The 15,607-nt window shown below is 64.9% G+C and carries 14 protein-coding genes; 8 read left to right on the top strand and 6 right to left on the bottom strand.

Translation table 11 applies throughout. The features are described 5' to 3' along the window. Together ACE1EY_RS02265 and ACE1EY_RS02260 are read left to right on the top strand one after the other, a co-directional pair. Window positions 1–1,190, top strand: a 1,190-nt coding sequence (locus ACE1EY_RS02265; RefSeq protein ID WP_370299358.1) for a glycosyltransferase, incomplete at its 5' end; no start/stop codon positions are given. 8 nt (window positions 1,191–1,198) lie between these two features. Beyond that, window positions 1,199–1,909, top strand: coding sequence for a polysaccharide deacetylase family protein (locus ACE1EY_RS02260; RefSeq protein ID WP_370299357.1), 711 nt, complete (start codon window positions 1,199–1,201; stop codon window positions 1,907–1,909). Between the two features lie 15 nt (window positions 1,910–1,924). Here the strand turns inward: ACE1EY_RS02260 and ACE1EY_RS02255 are convergent, their stop codons facing one another. The 6 genes from ACE1EY_RS02255 to ACE1EY_RS02230 all read right to left on the bottom strand — a co-directional run bounded on the left by ACE1EY_RS02255 (window position 1,925) and on the right by ACE1EY_RS02230 (window position 7,355). After that, a complete protein-coding gene (locus ACE1EY_RS02255) occupies window positions 1,925–2,344 on the bottom strand; it encodes a VOC family protein (RefSeq protein ID WP_370299356.1) in 420 nt (139 codons plus the stop codon). A gap of 110 nt (window positions 2,345–2,454) precedes the next feature. After that, window positions 2,455–2,907, bottom strand: a complete 453-nt coding sequence (locus ACE1EY_RS02250) for a hypothetical protein (RefSeq protein WP_373928032.1) — start codon at window positions 2,905–2,907, stop codon at window positions 2,455–2,457. 115 nt (window positions 2,908–3,022) lie between these two features. Then, window positions 3,023–4,147, bottom strand: a complete 1,125-nt coding sequence (locus ACE1EY_RS02245) for a HupE/UreJ family protein (RefSeq protein ID WP_370299355.1) — start codon at window positions 4,145–4,147, stop codon at window positions 3,023–3,025. Next, the gene (locus ACE1EY_RS02240; RefSeq protein ID WP_370299354.1) at window positions 4,144–5,337 is read right to left on the bottom strand and encodes a hypothetical protein; all 1,194 of its coding nucleotides are present in this window, start codon (window positions 5,335–5,337) and stop codon (window positions 4,144–4,146) included. Before ACE1EY_RS02240 ends, ACE1EY_RS02245 begins: the two co-directional genes overlap by 4 nt. A gap of 140 nt (window positions 5,338–5,477) precedes the next feature. Continuing rightward, entirely contained in the window at window positions 5,478–5,783 is a 306-nt protein-coding gene (locus ACE1EY_RS02235) for a hypothetical protein (RefSeq protein WP_291513608.1), read from the bottom strand. Window positions 5,784–5,795: 12 nt separating this feature from the next. Then, a complete protein-coding gene (locus ACE1EY_RS02230; RefSeq protein ID WP_370299353.1) occupies window positions 5,796–7,355 on the bottom strand; it encodes a DUF4331 domain-containing protein in 1,560 nt (519 codons plus the stop codon). A 205-nt stretch (window positions 7,356–7,560) separates the two neighbouring features. On the opposite strand from ACE1EY_RS02230, the gene ACE1EY_RS02225 reads away from it, so the two are divergent. From ACE1EY_RS02225 to ACE1EY_RS02200, 6 genes are all read left to right on the top strand, one after another. Further along, window positions 7,561–10,299: a TonB-dependent receptor domain-containing protein gene (locus ACE1EY_RS02225; protein ID WP_370299352.1), complete on the top strand. Its 2,739-nt coding sequence runs from the start codon at window positions 7,561–7,563 to the stop codon at window positions 10,297–10,299. Window positions 10,300–10,387: 88 nt separating this feature from the next. Continuing rightward, on the top strand, window positions 10,388–11,200 hold the full coding sequence (locus tag ACE1EY_RS02220; protein ID WP_370299351.1) for a hypothetical protein: 813 nt from the start codon (window positions 10,388–10,390) through the stop codon (window positions 11,198–11,200). 10 nt (window positions 11,201–11,210) lie between these two features. Further along, a complete protein-coding gene (locus ACE1EY_RS02215) occupies window positions 11,211–12,203 on the top strand; it encodes a fatty acid desaturase family protein (RefSeq protein ID WP_370299350.1) in 993 nt (330 codons plus the stop codon). Continuing rightward, window positions 12,200–13,021, top strand: a complete 822-nt coding sequence (locus ACE1EY_RS02210) for a crotonase/enoyl-CoA hydratase family protein (RefSeq protein WP_370299349.1) — start codon at window positions 12,200–12,202, stop codon at window positions 13,019–13,021. Before ACE1EY_RS02215 ends, ACE1EY_RS02210 begins: the two co-directional genes overlap by 4 nt. A 78-nt stretch (window positions 13,022–13,099) precedes the next feature. Then, window positions 13,100–13,525 carry an OsmC family protein gene (locus ACE1EY_RS02205; RefSeq protein WP_291513602.1) on the top strand — a complete coding sequence of 142 codons (426 nt, stop codon included), beginning with the start codon at window positions 13,100–13,102 and terminating at the stop codon, window positions 13,523–13,525. Between the two features lie 271 nt (window positions 13,526–13,796). Further along, window positions 13,797–15,575: an alkaline phosphatase gene (locus tag ACE1EY_RS02200; protein ID WP_370299348.1), complete on the top strand. Its 1,779-nt coding sequence runs from the start codon at window positions 13,797–13,799 to the stop codon at window positions 15,573–15,575. Window positions 15,576–15,607: the final 32 nt, after the last annotated feature.

Here is a 15,607-nt window from a genome sequence, read left to right as displayed (position 1 = left end):
CGCGCCGCGGCCGCGGCGCGTTGGCAAGAGGTGTCCTGATGATGCCCAAGCACGCGACCGCAACCGATTTATTGCAGTCTTCTCCTGATCGTTCGCACCCGGCGCAGCGCCTGCGGGTCGCGTTCTTCTCGGATTCGGTGGCCGAGCGCAATGGCGCGGGCACCTACTACCACGATCTGCTGCCGCAGCTGGGCGAGGTGACGTCCGGGGTGCGGATGTTCCAGCCATCCGACAAGTTTCGCGTCACTCGCCTCACCGTGCCGATGCCCGGTGACCCAACCCAGCGTCTGCTCACGCCCAACGTACCGCGGCTCTGGAAGGCCTTCCGTCACTTCCGCCCCGATGTCGTCGTCTCGATCACGCCGGGACCATTCGGCCTGCTCGGCCATGCGCTGGCGAAGCGACATGGTTGCGGGCAGCTGGTCGGCTTTCACACCCAGTTCGAAGAACTCTCGCGCCTGTACTGGAACCCGGTTTCGCGGCGCGTGGCAAACGGCTATCTCACGGCGGCCAATCGCATCATCTGTCGCAGCGCCCACGCCACCTTGGTCAACAACCGCGGGCTGATTCCGACGGTGCGACGACTGGGCGCGGATCAGGCCGCGGTGGTCGGTACGCCGTTGCCCGTGGAATTCATGCGCGCGCCCGTCGTCCCACTGCGGGCGCAGCTCAAGCAGGTGTTGTTCGCCGGGCGCCTGGCGCCCGAAAAAAACCTCGGCGCGGTGATCGACGCGGCGCGGGCCTGCCCCGATGTCCGGTTTGCGATTGCCGGCGATGGCCCACTGCGTCGCAAGCTCCAGCGCCAGGCGCAAGATCTGCCCAACGTCTGTTTCCATGGCTGGCTGGAGCGGCATGAGCTGCAAGCCCTGATGGATGAATCGGACTTGCTGTTGCTGCCGTCGCGTCTGGAAACCTTCGGGTCCATCGCCCTGGAAGCCATGGCCCGAGGCCGGCCGGCGCTGGTTGCCGCCGGAGCCGGCATACACGAATGGCACTCGCTCAAGGATGGCCTGATCACGCTGCACGAAGGTGAAGCGATCGCCGACAAGATCAAGGACCTGAGCACCCAAAGCGTGCAGGCGCGCCGTGCCCGGTCGGAACGGGCGCGGCTGGCGGCTGAACGTCTCAACCGGGACACGATCGGCGAATGGGCTGACCTGATTCTCAAGGCCGCGCGATCCCCCCGGTGAGCGCCGCCATGCCAACGGCCCTGCTTTCGGTTCACGACGTTATGCCGCGAACCCTGCCCGCCGTGGAGGACACGCTTGAACTGATCGAGTCGCTGGGACTGGTCCGGCCCACCCTGTTGATCGTGCCCGGTCTGGGCTGGACCAGCGAACAGCTGGAACAGCTGCGCGCCTGGGCGGCGGCCGGCTACCCGCTGGCCGCCCATGGCTGGATCCACCGCGCCCGGCGCATCCGAGGGTTGCGGCACCGCATGCACTCGGCGCTGATCTCACGCAACGCCGCCGAGCATCTGTCACTGAACCGGCAACAATTGCTGGCATTGATGCGCCGCTCCTACCACTGGTTCCCTCGTGTCGACCTGCCTCGCCCCACGCTTTATGTCCCGCCCGCCTGGGCGCTTGGCGACCTGAGCCTGCAGGACCTGCACCGCCTGCCCTTCGATGCCGTAGAGGTCACGCAGGGCATAATCGATACGCGGACAGGCCGCACGCGGGTGATGCCGCTGGTCGGGTTCGAAGCCGACACGGCCGCTCGCGCGGTCGCCCTGTCGGCGTGGAACCGCTCCCAGCTCGCCGTGGCGCAGCGGATGCAGCAACCGCTACGGGTGGGGATTCACCCCAACGACCTGACGCTGCGGCTAGGCGGTTCGCTCACCACATTGCTGCAACGCCTGGCCGAACAGCCCTCCAACCGCATGGTGGATCAACAAGCCGCGGCATGAGCTCGTCGCTGGCGGTTAGCTGTACCGATTGCGTTCAGCCGGATCGGCACTGTGATACTCGATGAGCTCCCACTCGAAGCCCGCGCGGTCGTAGTAGTAGGCCCGGCTGCGATGCGGCCCCCGCTCGGTCGCGTAGCTGATGCGATAGCCCTCGTCATCCAGCTGCCTGGTGATGCCATCGATGCCCTGCACCACCAACCCCAGGTGATTGACGCCCAGGTTCGTGTAACTGGGTTGCGGGGGCAGCGGATCGATCCCGACGTGGGGTTCCTGCAGCGCGATGTAGAAGTCGTCGTTACCAACATGCGCCCAGCGGTAGCCCTGCTCTGCCAAGGCGTCGTGACGAATCCGGAAATCCGGTGCGACTACACTCAGAAATGCGATCGCGGCATCAATGTCCGGGACGGTGATATTTGCGTGTTCCAATCGGGTCATGAGACTCCCTCCAGCGAACTAGCCTCGCCCAGTGCGGGGCCTTGGAGTGCAGTCTCAAGCCTCAAGTAATGTTGAGGTCAAGACCTGCCGACGAACGAACGCCGGACAGCTCAGGTCCCCTTCCTCACAGTGGGCGAGTTGCTTGATCTGCGCCAGGCGCTGCGCGTCTGTATCGCAGCGAGGGCGAAGACGACATTGGCCAGCAGACTGACCGCCAGCAGCAACCAGGCGATGGCTGCACCCGAAGAATGCGCTGGCGTGTCGCCGGCCGGCAAGGTTGCCGCCCCGCCAGCGGCTGCCCCCACATTCACATACTTGCGGATCGCATGTCCCTTGCCGTCGCGCACCTCCAGGCGCCAGGTGCCCGGCCGGTTGGGCGCAAAGGCGAACACGCCTTGTGCATCGGTTTCACCGGTCTGGAAGTCCGCAGAGTCCTCCGGGGGGTAGACGATGACTTCGGCGCGCGCGACGGGCTCGCCAAGGCTGTACTCGAACACATAAGCGCGCAGTTCGCCTCCGAAGGGCTTGAAGTGCGCACCATGTGCCAGCGCCAGACCGGGCATGAGCAGCCACCCAAGCGTTACAAGTGCCGGGCGGAAGCGGGAAAACAGAGCAAGCGTCATAAGCGGATGGACACAGGATTGCAGGGGGGACGGTGGGCGATGATTGTCACCCTGGTCACCAGGGCATCAAGGTTTGATTGGCGGCGCGCTCGATGAACCAGACCATGCCGACGAACGCGACCAGTAGCGAGCCTGGAATCAGCACGCCGTATTGATACAAGCGGTGGCGGCGCAGGCTGTAGGCGACGGGTAGAAACACGGCGGCGACCGCGATCTGTGCACCCTCCACCCCCAGATTGAAGGCAAACAACGACAACGCCAGCGCCATGGCGGGTAGGCCGAGATCGCTCAGCACACTGGCGTAGCCGGCCCCATGAATCAGGCCGAACGCGAAGGCGACCAGCCACAGGCGACGGTAGACCACCGGCACGATGTTGTTGATGGCGGCGAAGACGATGGTCAGCGCGACGGCCGCCTCGACCCAGCGCGACGGCAGATCTATCCAACCCAGCGTTGCCAGCGACAGCGCGGCGAAATGCGCCAGCGTGAAACTGGTGACGATGCGGATGACCTCACGCGTGGCCGTGCCGGCGTTCTCCGCTGGCACGAACCGTCCCTGCTCCCGTCGAACGACGATCGGCAGCAGCAGTCCGGCGAGAAACAGCAGGTGGTCAAAGCCTATCCAGACATGCCAAAGCCCTTCCTGCAGATACTGCCAGGCCACGCGCAGCGGTCTGGTCTCGCCCAAGTCAAAGGCCAGGGATCGCCGTGCGGGGGAGAACACCGCTGATTCCACCCGCCCCTGGCGGTCGAGACGCAGCAACCCGCGGTGCTGGGCGTCACGCGGGAACAGCAAGTCGTAGCGAATCGTCAACTGGGGATTGAATTGCAGGCAGCGTCCGGTGATGCCAATGGCCGCGTAGGCGCCGTCGGTGTGATCGGTGATCTGCAGCCCGTCCGCCTCCAGGGCGCAGGTCTGGTCGCCCATGGTCAGTTGCAGATGCGACAAGGCATGGCTGGTGATTGCGTCGCGCTGGCGTTGCACCTCGCCCCAGGTGATCCGCCGATTGCCATCGGCATCCAGCCCGACGGCCAGTTCCAGATCGCGTAGGGCGATGTCCCAACGCCCTTCGACGGTTTGCCCCGATAGCGACAGATTCAGATAGCTGTCGCTGGGTTTATGTGCGTGCACACCGCTGCAGGCGAGCAACCCGACGAGCACAAAGAGCATCCGGTTCATGCCGCGGCATCCGTGTCGCCCAGCCGTTCCAGCAAGGTTTGCACGCGAACATCCTGCAGGCCGGTTTCGGAGACGAAGGCCACGACCGGATCGGCTGCTGCCGGGTTAAACGCCAACGCGGCCCGCAGCACGAGCAGCACGTCCGCGGGTTCTTTTTGCATGGCCCAATTGCGTTGAGCCAACCAGAGCGCTTCGGATGGCTTGTTGTCGATGTCCAGCGCGAAACGCGCCTGCTCACGCAGGTGCACATCGTCGCCACGTCGCTGGCTCGCCGCGAAGCGTCGGCGCAGCGTGTCCGCCATCGCACCGGCATTCGGGTGGTTGATCCGCTTGGCCGCGATCGCCCGGCGCAGCAGCAGCGCATCGCTCTGATCATAGGGTTCGAGCCGTCTGTCCACCGCCTGCGCCCGCCCCTGCTCCAGCATGAAATCGGCCCAGGCCGACAGCAAATAACCGTCGAACTGCTCATTCGCCTCAGCCAGCGCCAGCCCGGCTTCGAAGGCCTGCAGTGCCAATTCCGGCTCGCCGAGGCGCCAGGCCACCTCGCCCTGGATGGTCAGCGCCCAACGCCGCAGGTGGTCTGCGCTGTCAACGCTTTCAGCCTGCAGCAGCCGATCCAGGGTGGCGAAGGCTTCCGGCGCCTTGCCCGCCAGCGAAGCAATATCGGCAAGGCAAGTGCCGCTGACCAGCGTTTCGGTCAGCGTGAGCAAGGCAGCGCAGGCTTTATGGGCATTCGCCAGCCGGCCCGACACCCGCTCAACCACCGACAGCGCCAACCAGGCCTGGGCGTTGCGAGGGTCGCGTTCCAGTGCCAGTTGAAGGTCGGCCCGGGCGAGCGCGAAGGCGTGACGCTGCTGATTCAGGTGCGCCCGGATCAACAGCACCCGCGTCGGGGCATCGACATTCTCGCGCCAGGGCGCGATCGCCGCCTGGGCGTAGCCGTTGTAGCGGGGATCATCAGTTTGCCGGTACAGCGCAATGTGGTGTTCGGCCAGTCGAACCCGCAGCTCGACGCTGTCGGGTTGCTCCGCAACGGCCTGTTGCAGGCGCCGGATGTCATCGGTGAGGCTGGGGTCGGTGTCCGGCAGTGTCTCCAGAACCGTCTCGGCCGATTCCGGTATGTAGGTCTGTGCCTGGACGCAGGCCGGCATTATCAGCCCGCAGAACGCGAGCCATCGCAAATCAGGCACAGGTATCCCCGTTCAACCAGCCCTAAGTTCTCCCGCCGCTGGCGGTCCGCGTCAAGTCCGCGGTGCGTGCTTGTCAGCCAACGCCGTGGCCGGGAGCCGCGCCGAGCACCTGGATCATGCCAGGTGCTCGGCTAGCTCACTCAGGACTCCGGTAGCAGATCCCCGTAAACATTGGCGTCCGGGTTTTCGTTGAACACCAAGCCCAGGGCGTTGATCTCGATGGGGTCCGAGACCTCATCCGTTTGGTTGGCGATCAGGTTCAGCACCTGCTGATCGCCCGCCAATGGTTGGTCGTTGGGGCCTGGGTCAGGATCGGGATCGGGGTCCGGATCGGGCATCTGCCCCGGTTCTTCGCCGGCACCGACGTTAATCGATGTTTCGGAGCCACAGGCACCCAGCGCAAGCACGCCAACCGCCAGCAGCCCGACAAGAATGAAATGTCGCATCACGACCTCCTGTTATCGCGAACCCGGCAGCGGCGTGCGCAGGTACGGGAAGTTGCTGTCGAACTGCGAGGCGTTCGACGCGGACTGATCGGTTAATGGCGCATCACCGACTGGCGCATCGTCAGGGCCGCAGCCGAAGACCGCAGCATTGTCGAGTTCGCAGAGAGCGCCCATAGCGACCCGCAGTGCGGCATCAACCACGTCGTCACCCGGACGACGGCCATTCGGGAAGCCCGCGGCATCACCAGCCAGCACCCCCAACGGATCTTGCGCAGTGGCAGCGACCGGCGCAGTCGTCGTGTTCAGTCGCAGCTGCTCCGACAGTACCGTGCCGTTGCCCAGCGGGCCTCCGGCGCCAGCGGCAGGCTGGTTGAGTCCTGGCACGCCGGTCAGAAACGCCACCGCCAGATCAGCTCGGGGAAAGGCATTCGGGGCGAGATCGGCATTCGGATCGCCGGTCACCGTCTCGGCGAACAGGATCTCCAGCAGTTCCGGCAGGGTTGGCGTCAGCACGTACTTCGCGAACTGACCGTCGTCCTTGGGCTCGCTGGCGTTGAAGCGGTTCTTGTCGTCGATGCCGATGACCACTTCGTTGACTAGCGGTGCGCCGAGACGCGAAACCTGGGTCCACGGACCGCCTTCGACCGTCTCATCGACCGTGCCCGGAGCGACCGAGTTATCGGTATCGCTTTGCGGGAACGGATTGGCGACGCGGGCCTGACGCAGGCTTGCGGTCGTCCAGCCGCCGATGACCGGGTCGTCGCCGGCCGTCAGGCAGCTTGCCGGCAGTTCCAGTGCGATGCTGGTGACGTTCTTGTCGCCAATCGTGTTCGGCACGGCGTCGGGCGCGCCCAGCGGGTTCAGATTGACGAGGTCGAAGACCTGGCCAAGATTCACGACGAATCCTTCCTTGCGCTGTCCGACAAAGACCTTGCCATTGCTCTGGCAGCCCGGCACGGCAATTTCCCAGATGTGTGCATTCGCATACGCCTGGTAGTCCGGGAAGGTCTTGGTGCCGATGTAATCGGTAGGCTTGCGGAAGCTGCTGCCGCCGGTCGTGACATTGGTCGCTGCCTGCGCAGTACCCGCGCGGCGGTCGCCACGCACCACGGTGACCGAAAAGGTCTCTTCCAGGTTCAGGTTGCCGGTGTCACCAGGGTTCGGACCGATGCCACCAGCCTGAATCAACGGAATCGGCACGAGTACGCCGTCCGGTCCGACCGGCAGCGAAACGCCCTTGAGCGTGTTGGTAAATCGGAACTGGAAGGTCAGGTCCTCGACGTTATCCCCATCGTTGTCGACGTGAATCTCGTACAGCGCCTTGTCATCCAGGGAGAAATAGTTAGGGCCGCCATAGGCGTCCTGCAGGGGTACGTAGTTCGCGATCAGCGTCACGAATCCGGATCGGCCTTCTTCGTAGCTGTTGAACATGTAGAAGTCCGTGCCGTCAACCTTGGGAGTCTCGGTGATCCCTGGCGCTTCACGGTGGCTGGATGCATACAGCGAGCCTGCTGCCGTGGCCAGGGCAATGCCCGCCACAGCCGCAGCGCCGATTCCTTGGATTGAGCGCATTATTTCGCGTCCCCTGCGTGGATGTCTGGATGGATTCGCACCGTGTTCAGGCTTGGATGCAGATCGCTGCGAAAACGGGACGAACAGTTCGCTGGCTGCGTTGTACGATGCTGCCCGGCAAAATGGTGGGCGGCAGGGACATTGCGAGTCGCCGGTTCCGGCCGTCGCATTGCCTGCGACTGGTTTCTGGGGAACGGGATATTCGATGATGTTTGCACGTGCGGCGGTCATGTTGACCAGCCTGGTATGGACAACACTGGGCGTCGCCCAGCCGGAATCACCGCTTGCGCTGGATGCGCTGGAGGTGACGGGCACCCACCTCGGCCGTGAAGCCGGCATGGACCCGCTGGTCAGCTTCGACCGGAACACATTGCGTAATTCCGGGCATGCGACGCTGGGCGAGTTTCTGCAGGCGCTGCCGATGATGAGCGGCTCGCCACTGGGCACCTCGGTGAACCAGCGCGGCAGCGGTGGCGCCGTGTCGCGCGGCATCGAATCCGTGGAACTACGCGGACTCGGGTCCCGGCGCACGCTGGTATTGATCAACGGCCGACGCATGCTGGCCGGCGGAAATGGCGCAGCCGGTGTTGTTGATCTCGCCAGCATCCCGGTGGCGTTGGTCGAGCGCGTTGAGGTGCTGACGACCAGCGCCTCGGTGGCCTACGGCGCCGACGCTATCGCCGGCGTGGTCAATGTGATCACGCGATCAGATGTCGACGGGGTCGAGGTATCCGCCCGCGTCAGCCAGACCGACTCCGGAGATGGCGATGTGCTGGATCTTAGCGCGGTGACCGGGAGACGCCTCGGCAGCACATGGTTGTCGGGCGGTGTGTCGCTGTTTGATCAGGCCGCCGTGGGGCGTGGCGACCGCGACTTTTCCTCGCAATGGCTCACCGTCGATGGTCCGGCCAATGCCATCGTGCCAACGGGCAGCTCGGCCCCACCGAACGGCCGTTTCCGCACTTCGGACGGCAACGTCACGCTCATTGACGGTGAAGATGGCGACTCGCCTGATGATTTCCGGCCATTCATCAATGACGGGCCGGACACCGATCGTTTCAACTTCAACCCGTTCGAAGACCTTGTGCAGGATTCCCGGCGCGTCTCCGCCTTTGGCAGTCTGCGCCACGATTTAAGCCCGTCGCTGTCGCTGTTCGCCGAGGCCCTGTTCCAGCAGCGCGATTCCGACACCCAGATTGCGCCATTGCCGTTCTTCACCAATCGGCTGGATGGCGTGACGGTATCGGCCGACAACATCTACAACCCGTTCGGCGAGGAGATCAGCGATGCCCGGCGCCGGCTAGTCGAGGGCGGTCCCCGCCGCTTTGCGCAGGACAACCAGCTTTGGCGTGTGGTGATCGGCGCCGACGGCCTGGTCGCCGACTGGCAATGGGAGACGTCTCTGAGCTACGGCCGCAACGAGGTCGAACAGCGGCAGAGCGGCGACCTACGTCGTGACCGTGTGGCCCTGGCGCTGGGTCCGTCATTCATCAGCGGCGATGGCGTGGCGACCTGCGGCACCGAAGCCGCCCCTGTCGTCGGCTGCGTGCCGCTGAACCTGTTCGGTGGCCCTGGTTCCATCACCGATGACATGCTCGCCTATGCGGGCATCGCTGACCTGATCGATACTCAGCAGAACGAAGAAACCACCTTCGGCTTCGACCTGCGCCGTGAGCTGCTACGGCTTCCCGCCGGGCCGGTGCCCTTTGCCGCCGGCATCAGCCTGCGCGATGCCCGTGCCGAGGACCGTCCGGATACGCAAACGCAGGCCGGCAACACCACCGGTGCCGCCAGGCAACGCACGCGTGGAGAATTCGACAGCCGCGAGGTTTTTGCCGAGGTCGGCATCCCTTTGCTCGCCGGACGTTCGGGCGTGCATGCGCTGGGGGTCGAACTGGGCCTGCGTGCCGTGGACTATTCGAACTTCGATGCCGAAACGGTGTTCGATGTCAGTGCGCTTTACCAGCCGGTTCGGTCAGTCACATTACGCGCGGGCTATGCCGAGGCATTCCGCGCCCCTACCGTCGGCGAATTGTTCGGTGGTGCGACCGAGGCCAACCCCATCGTCGAAGACCCCTGCGCGGATTTCTCGCAGCTGGGTCAACCACAGGTGGATCGTTGCATCGCTCAGGGAGTACCGAGCGATGGCAGCTTCGACCAGACCGGCAATGAGACACCGACATTGGGTGGCGGCAACCCGGCGTTGGCGCCCGAACAGGCGCAGAGCTTCACCGCGGGTGTGGTCTATTCGCCCTCCGGGTGGCCAGGGCTGCGCGTAAGCCTGGATTACTTCGATATTCGCATTGAGGATGGCATCGCCGCGCTCGGTGCCAACACGGTTCTGGAGCAATGCCTCGAAACGGGCAGTGCCCTGTTTTGCGACCGCATCGACCGTCATCCGGATGGCTCGATCACCCAGATTCGCACGGCCTTGCAGAATACCGCCGAGGAAACCGCTCGCGGACTCGATCTCGATGTGCAGTACGCGCATACGACGTCTTGGGGCCGGTGGCAGCACCGCCTGCTAATCAGCCGCGTGCTTGAGCGCGAGGTGCGGTCTTTCCAGGGCGCGCAGCCCTTCGTGGGTGAGGGCCAGTACGACCCCGACCTGTTCGGGGTGATCCCCGAGTGGAAGGGCCGCTACGCCCTCGCCTGGTCTCAGGATCGCTGGCTTGCCGGCTACGGTCTGGAGTGGATCGATGCGCTGACCGACAGCGGCGGTGAAGTCGCACCGGGCACCGACTATCGCATCGGTTCGAGGCTCTACCACGACCTGCATGCCGGTCTGACCACGCCGCAGAACCTGCGCGTCACACTGGGTATCGCGAACGCGACGGACCGCTCACCGCCGTTCATCCCCAACGGCGGTGAGCGGACCACCGAGGAGTCCGCGTATCGGCTGCTGGGCCGAACCTACTGGCTGCGGCTAAACCTCGCCCTCTGAGCGTTTCCCGCTGCCAGTTGGTACAGATAATGTCATTTGTTGCCGAATGGCGTAATGTTCGTGCTCTCAGCGAGATCCGAGCGCACAGGTGCAGTCCGACAAAAACGCGCGTCCCAAGGACGTCATTCTCAAGATTCTGCTGGCCACCGAAGGCCAAGCACAGACGAGCCAGACGCTGGTAAGCGCCTGCGCGCTGCTGGGTGCGACGGACAACAGTGCACGCACCGCCCTGACCCGCCTGCGTGAAGCCGGTCTGGTCGAGGCAATCGGCCGCGGTGAATACCGGCTCGGACAGGCGGCTCGTCCACTGGCAGCGGATGTCGCTCGGTGGCGGTCCGGGGAAGCGCGGGTACGTGCCTGGGCCGGCGGTTGGATCGTGGTGCACACGGGTGCGCTGCCCCGGTCCGACCGCGCAGCGCTGCGTGTCCGGGAGCGCGCTCTGAACCTGCTCGGCTTGCGCGAGCTGGAGCCGGGTCTGGCGATCCGCCCCGACAACCTGGCGGACGACTTATCGGCGATCCGCCGGCGGCTATACGGCCTGGGGCTGGACCCGGCCGCCGCCGTGTTCAGCACCGATAACCTGGACGACGCTCGGGTCGCCGCAGCCCCGAAGCTTTGGACACCACGCCGTCTGGAAGCGCGGTACCGGGAGCAGATCGACCGCCTGCAGACTTGGAGCGCCACGCGGCATCGGCTGGATCACGATCAGGCTGCGCGCGAATCGTATTGGCTGGGCGATCGCGCCATCCGTGAACTCGTTTTCGATCCGCTGCTGCCCGGCGCCATGATCGATACGCAGCTGCGTTCGGACTTCACCGATCTGGCGCTGCGCTTCGACCGACTGGGCCAGACCATCTGGCAGCTACGTGCACCGCATGCCGATGCCGCCATTGCCTCCTGAGGATTCGCTCATGCATCAGTCCGCCGACCGTCTTCGACCCACCGACTGGTTCAGCCGCGAGGAAATCGCCACGCTCACCCGGCGATCGAACGCGCGCGGATTCCTGGCGATCAGCACGGTGTGGTTGAGCATTGCGGCGACGCTGGCGGTCTGTGTGGTGATGCCCCACCCCATCGTCTGGTTGCTCGCGGTGATCTATCTCGGCAATCGCCAGCTGGCGTTGGCGGTGCTGGAGCATGAGGCGGCGCATCGCACGCTGTTTCGGCATCGCTGGCTCAACGATCACCTCACCGACTGGCTTTGCGCACGTCCGATCTGGCAACACGTGGGCAAGTATCGATCGCACCACAACCGGCATCACAAGCACGCAGGTCTGGCGGACGATCCAGATGTCTCGCTGTATCGGAGCTATCCGTCGACTCGGGCCGGCTTCGCACGCAAGCTGCTGCGCGACATGTCAGGGCTGACCATGTTGCGGGTTGTTCTGGGCCTGGCGCTGATGGACGCCGGCGTGCTGCGTTGGACCGTGGCGAATTCGGTCGAACGATTGCCGCAAACAGGCCGCCGGTGGTGGAGTTATCCACAACGCTTCCTGCGCAATGCGATGGGTGTGCTAATCACCAACGCTCTGCTGGCCGCCGTTCTGATCGGGCTGGGGCACGGGTGGCTCTACGGGCTGTGGGTCGCGGCGTTCATGTGCAGCTTTCCGGTGTTCGTCCGCATTCGCTCGATTGCCGAGCACGCCATGCTGCCGGGCGGTCCTGACATTCGAACCAATACCCGCACGACCCGCGCCGGCTGGCTTGCGCGGATCACCGTGGCGCCGATGCACGTCAACTACCATCTGGAGCATCATTTCATGGCATCCGTGCCCTACTACCGGCTACCTCGACTGCATCGCATGTTGCGCGAGCGCCATCGGATCACCGCGCCACCAGGCTATGCTGCGGTGCTGGCGGCCGCCTCGGGCCGGTCGGTGCTGCCGCAACCGGAGCTCCCATGACGACAGCGTCCAACCTGGTGCTGGAAGAGGTCGACGGGACAACGCTGATCGTCACCATCAACCGCCCCGACGTCCGCAACTGTGTGGATGGCCCGACGGCAGCGGCGCTCGCCGATGCGTTTCGCCGATTCGACGCCGACCCGACGCTCAGCGTCGCCATTCTGACCGGCGCGGCCGGTGCCTTCTGTGCCGGCGCTGACCTGAAAGCCGTGCAAAGCCAGGACCCCGCCCGCTCCAACCGCATGGAGGCCGATGGCGACGCGCCAATGGGGGTCTCCCGCATGCGCTTGGACAAGCCGGTCATCGCGGCGGTGGAAGGCCATGCCGTGGCGGGCGGCCTGGAACTCGCCCTGTGGTGTGATTTACGGGTGGCGGCCGAGACCGCGGTGTTCGGCGTCTATTGCCGGCGATTCGGCGTCCCGCTGATTGACGGCGGTACCGTCCGTCTGCCCCGGTTGATTGGTCATGGGCGCGCGATGGACATGATCTTGACCGGTCGCACGGTGGACGCGCGGGAGGCCTACAGCATCGGGCTCGCCAACCGCATCGTGCCCTCCGGACAGGCGCTGGACGCCGCCAAGCGGCTGGCTGGCGAACTGGCGTTGCTGCCCCAACAATGCATGCGCAACGACCGCCGCAGCGCACTGGAGCAATGGGCGCTGGACGAATCCGATGCGCTGCGGCATGAGTTTGCCCTGGGGCTGGACACATTGGCCTCTGGCGAGACGCTTGCCGGCGCGCGTCGGTTCACCGCCGGCCAGGGTCGACACGGGCAGATCTTGGGAGCCGATCAAGACCACTCCGAGGAGCTACACTGAACCAAGCTGCGGTTGCGACAGTCGCAGGACTGGGCGCGGTGGACCGCGTCCCACTGGTTTCCATGACAAGGAGTTCACATGAAACGCACAGCAACCGCCCGCTGGAACGGCAGCCTCAAGGAAGGCAATGGCGTCATCTCAACCGCCAGTGGTGTCCTCGACGACACCCAGTATTCTTTCGGGACCCGCTTCGAAGACGGTCAAGGCACGAACCCGGAAGAGCTGATCGGCGCGGCCCACGCCGGCTGCTTTTCAATGGCCCTGTCCATGATCCTGGGCCAGTCTGATCTGACGCCCGAATCCATCGACACCCAAGCGACCGTGACCCTGGAACAGGCCGACGGTGCATTCGCCGTCACCAAGATTCATCTCGATGTGACCGCCAAGGTGCCTGGTGCCAGCGAGGACGACTTCTTGCAAGCCGCCAACGCCGCCAAAAGCGGCTGCCCGATCTCCAAGGCGCTCAAGCCGGCCATCACCATGGACGCCAAACTCGAAGACTGACCACCGACCATCGTAGGCGCTGCCGCAGCGCCCGCCGACACATGGATGTCACACGCCCGGCATAGGATTCGGCCGCTTTTTTACTGGGCTCATCCAATGCATCTTGCCTTGCGTGCGACCGCCATCGTCGCTGATTCCGTCGTGTCTGCCTGCGGCAGTTCGCCGGCTGGGAACGAGTCCGGCGCGGGCGTTCCGGGGGTCAAGAAAGCCTGTCGGCTGATACGGCAGCAGCTTGGCCGGGTCCACTAGCCCCCCGCTTCGAGACCCTGCCATGTCCATCACCCGTCGTCGTTTTCTGAAGGATGGCACCGCCATTGCGGCCGGTTTGTCGTCTGGTGGCCTGATTGGCTGCGCGTCCGAGGAATCGCTGTCCCGGAGCCCGTCTCCGGATGACCCGGCAGCACAACCGGACCCGCCGGCCACCTCGCCTTTCAAGCACGGCGTGGCCAGCGGTGATCCGCTGAGTGACCGCGTGATGCTGTGGACCCGGATATCGGAAGTCGTCGACACGGTCACGGTACGCTGGAGGGTTTATTCCGATGCGGACCTGACACGCGAGATGTTGAGCGGCACCGTGCAAACCGATGCGGCTTGCGACTGGACCGTCAAGGTCGACGCCGCCGGACTGAACCCCGCAACCAGCTATTACTATCAGTTCGAGGTATTGGGTTGGGCGTCGCCCGCAGGCCGTACCCGAACGCTACCAACGGGCGCCACAGATCGTGTCCGCCTAGGGTTGGTCAGCTGCTCGAACTACTCCACCGGCTATTTCAATGCCTACAAGGTGCTGGCGCAACGGGATGTCGATGCCGTGCTGCACGTCGGTGACTATTTCTACGAAGGTGGTGGCGCCGGCTCGCTTGGACGCGCCCACGAACCGGCCTACGAGATCGTCAGTCTGGACGACTACCGCCAGCGCCACGCGCAGTACCGGACCGATGGCGACCTCCAGGAAATGAGCCGTCAGCACCCGTTGATCGTGGTCTGGGATGATCATGAATCGACGAACAATTCGTGGATAGACGGCGCTCAGAACCATCAGCCGGAGACCGAAGGCGACTGGCAGGTCCGCAAGGCCAACGCCGTGCAGGCCTACGCCGAATGGCTGCCGATCCGCCTGCCTGAACCCGACAATCCGTTGAAGATCTGGCGCCGCTTCCAGTTTGGAGATCTGGTCGATTTGTTCATGCTGGACACGCGACTCCAGCGCAACACGCCAGAGACGGACACCTCAATCACTGGCACCGACAGTTTCGACCCGGCCCGCAGCATGCTGGGCCTGGAACAGCGGGACTGGCTGCTTGATGGACTCCGCGACTCTGTGAGCGGCAACCGGCGATGGCGGGTGCTCGGCCAGCAGACCATGATGGCGCCCCATCGCAATAACCCGGACCCGACCGTGCTGCCGCTGCCCTACCTGCCACCGGCGATCGCGGAATCCATCGGCATACGACCCGGCGGAGGGAACGAAGGCAGCGACAACTGGGGCGCCTACGGCTACGAGCGTGACCTGATCCTCGGCACGTTGCGCGATGAGCAGATCGCCAACAACATCGTGCTGTCCGGCGACATCCACACCGCCTGGGCCTGTGATGTCGTGGAAGATCCCTACACGCCGTTCAACCCGCTCACGCCGACCCTGACCGGTGTTCCGGGCTACGAGCCGCTGACCGGCCAGGGATCGGTGGCGGTCGAGTTCACCTGCATGAGTGTCACCTCGAACAATCTGGCCGACGACGAGCAGCTCGCGGCGTTGGCGCCGCTCTACAACGCGGCCATCGTGGGCGCGAACCCGAATATTCCGTACCACAACTCCGCGGCGCATGGCTTTGTGCTGCTCGACATCACCCGCGATGCCGTCCAGGGCGAGCACTGGAACGTGGGCAGCGTCCTCGCGCCCTTCGCCGACACCGACGACGCAAGTCTGGACACCGCTCATCGCGCCTCGCACGGCTCCGCGGGGAGTCTGGGCACCGATCACCTCGTACGGACGTTCACCCCCACTGAGGATCGGCAGACCCGCCCGAGCCTGGCTCCACGACTGAGCTGAGCCGTCACGCGATCACCGCATGTCGCTTCTAC

Source organism: Abyssibacter sp., assembly GCF_964229365.1.
GTDB lineage: Bacteria > Pseudomonadota > Gammaproteobacteria > Nevskiales > OUC007 > Abyssibacter.
This window is presented reverse-complemented; position numbering and strand designations above follow the sequence as displayed.

What these genes read in the sequence shown, in the direction of transcription:
- ACE1EY_RS02245 (WP_370299355.1), bottom strand. Translation starts at nt 4,147, where the DNA reads ATGAACCGGATGCTCTTTGTGCTCGTCGGGTTGCTCGCCTGCAGCGGT.
- ACE1EY_RS02250 (WP_373928032.1), bottom strand. Translation starts at nt 2,907, where the DNA reads ATGCCCGGTCTGGCGCTGGCACATGGTGCGCACTTCAAGCCCTTCGGA.
- ACE1EY_RS02230 (WP_370299353.1), bottom strand. Translation starts at nt 7,355, where the DNA reads ATGCGCTCAATCCAAGGAATCGGCGCTGCGGCTGTGGCGGGCATTGCC.
- ACE1EY_RS02200 (WP_370299348.1), top strand. Translation starts at nt 13,797, where the DNA reads ATGTCCATCACCCGTCGTCGTTTTCTGAAGGATGGCACCGCCATTGCG.
- ACE1EY_RS02260 (WP_370299357.1), top strand. Translation starts at nt 1,199, where the DNA reads ATGCCAACGGCCCTGCTTTCGGTTCACGACGTTATGCCGCGAACCCTG.
- ACE1EY_RS02210 (WP_370299349.1), top strand. Translation starts at nt 12,200, where the DNA reads ATGACGACAGCGTCCAACCTGGTGCTGGAAGAGGTCGACGGGACAACG.
- ACE1EY_RS02225 (WP_370299352.1), top strand. Translation starts at nt 7,561, where the DNA reads ATGATGTTTGCACGTGCGGCGGTCATGTTGACCAGCCTGGTATGGACA.
- ACE1EY_RS02235 (WP_291513608.1), bottom strand. Translation starts at nt 5,783, where the DNA reads ATGCGACATTTCATTCTTGTCGGGCTGCTGGCGGTTGGCGTGCTTGCG.
- ACE1EY_RS02255 (WP_370299356.1), bottom strand. Translation starts at nt 2,344, where the DNA reads ATGACCCGATTGGAACACGCAAATATCACCGTCCCGGACATTGATGCC.
- ACE1EY_RS02205 (WP_291513602.1), top strand. Translation starts at nt 13,100, where the DNA reads ATGAAACGCACAGCAACCGCCCGCTGGAACGGCAGCCTCAAGGAAGGC.
- ACE1EY_RS02215 (WP_370299350.1), top strand. Translation starts at nt 11,211, where the DNA reads ATGCATCAGTCCGCCGACCGTCTTCGACCCACCGACTGGTTCAGCCGC.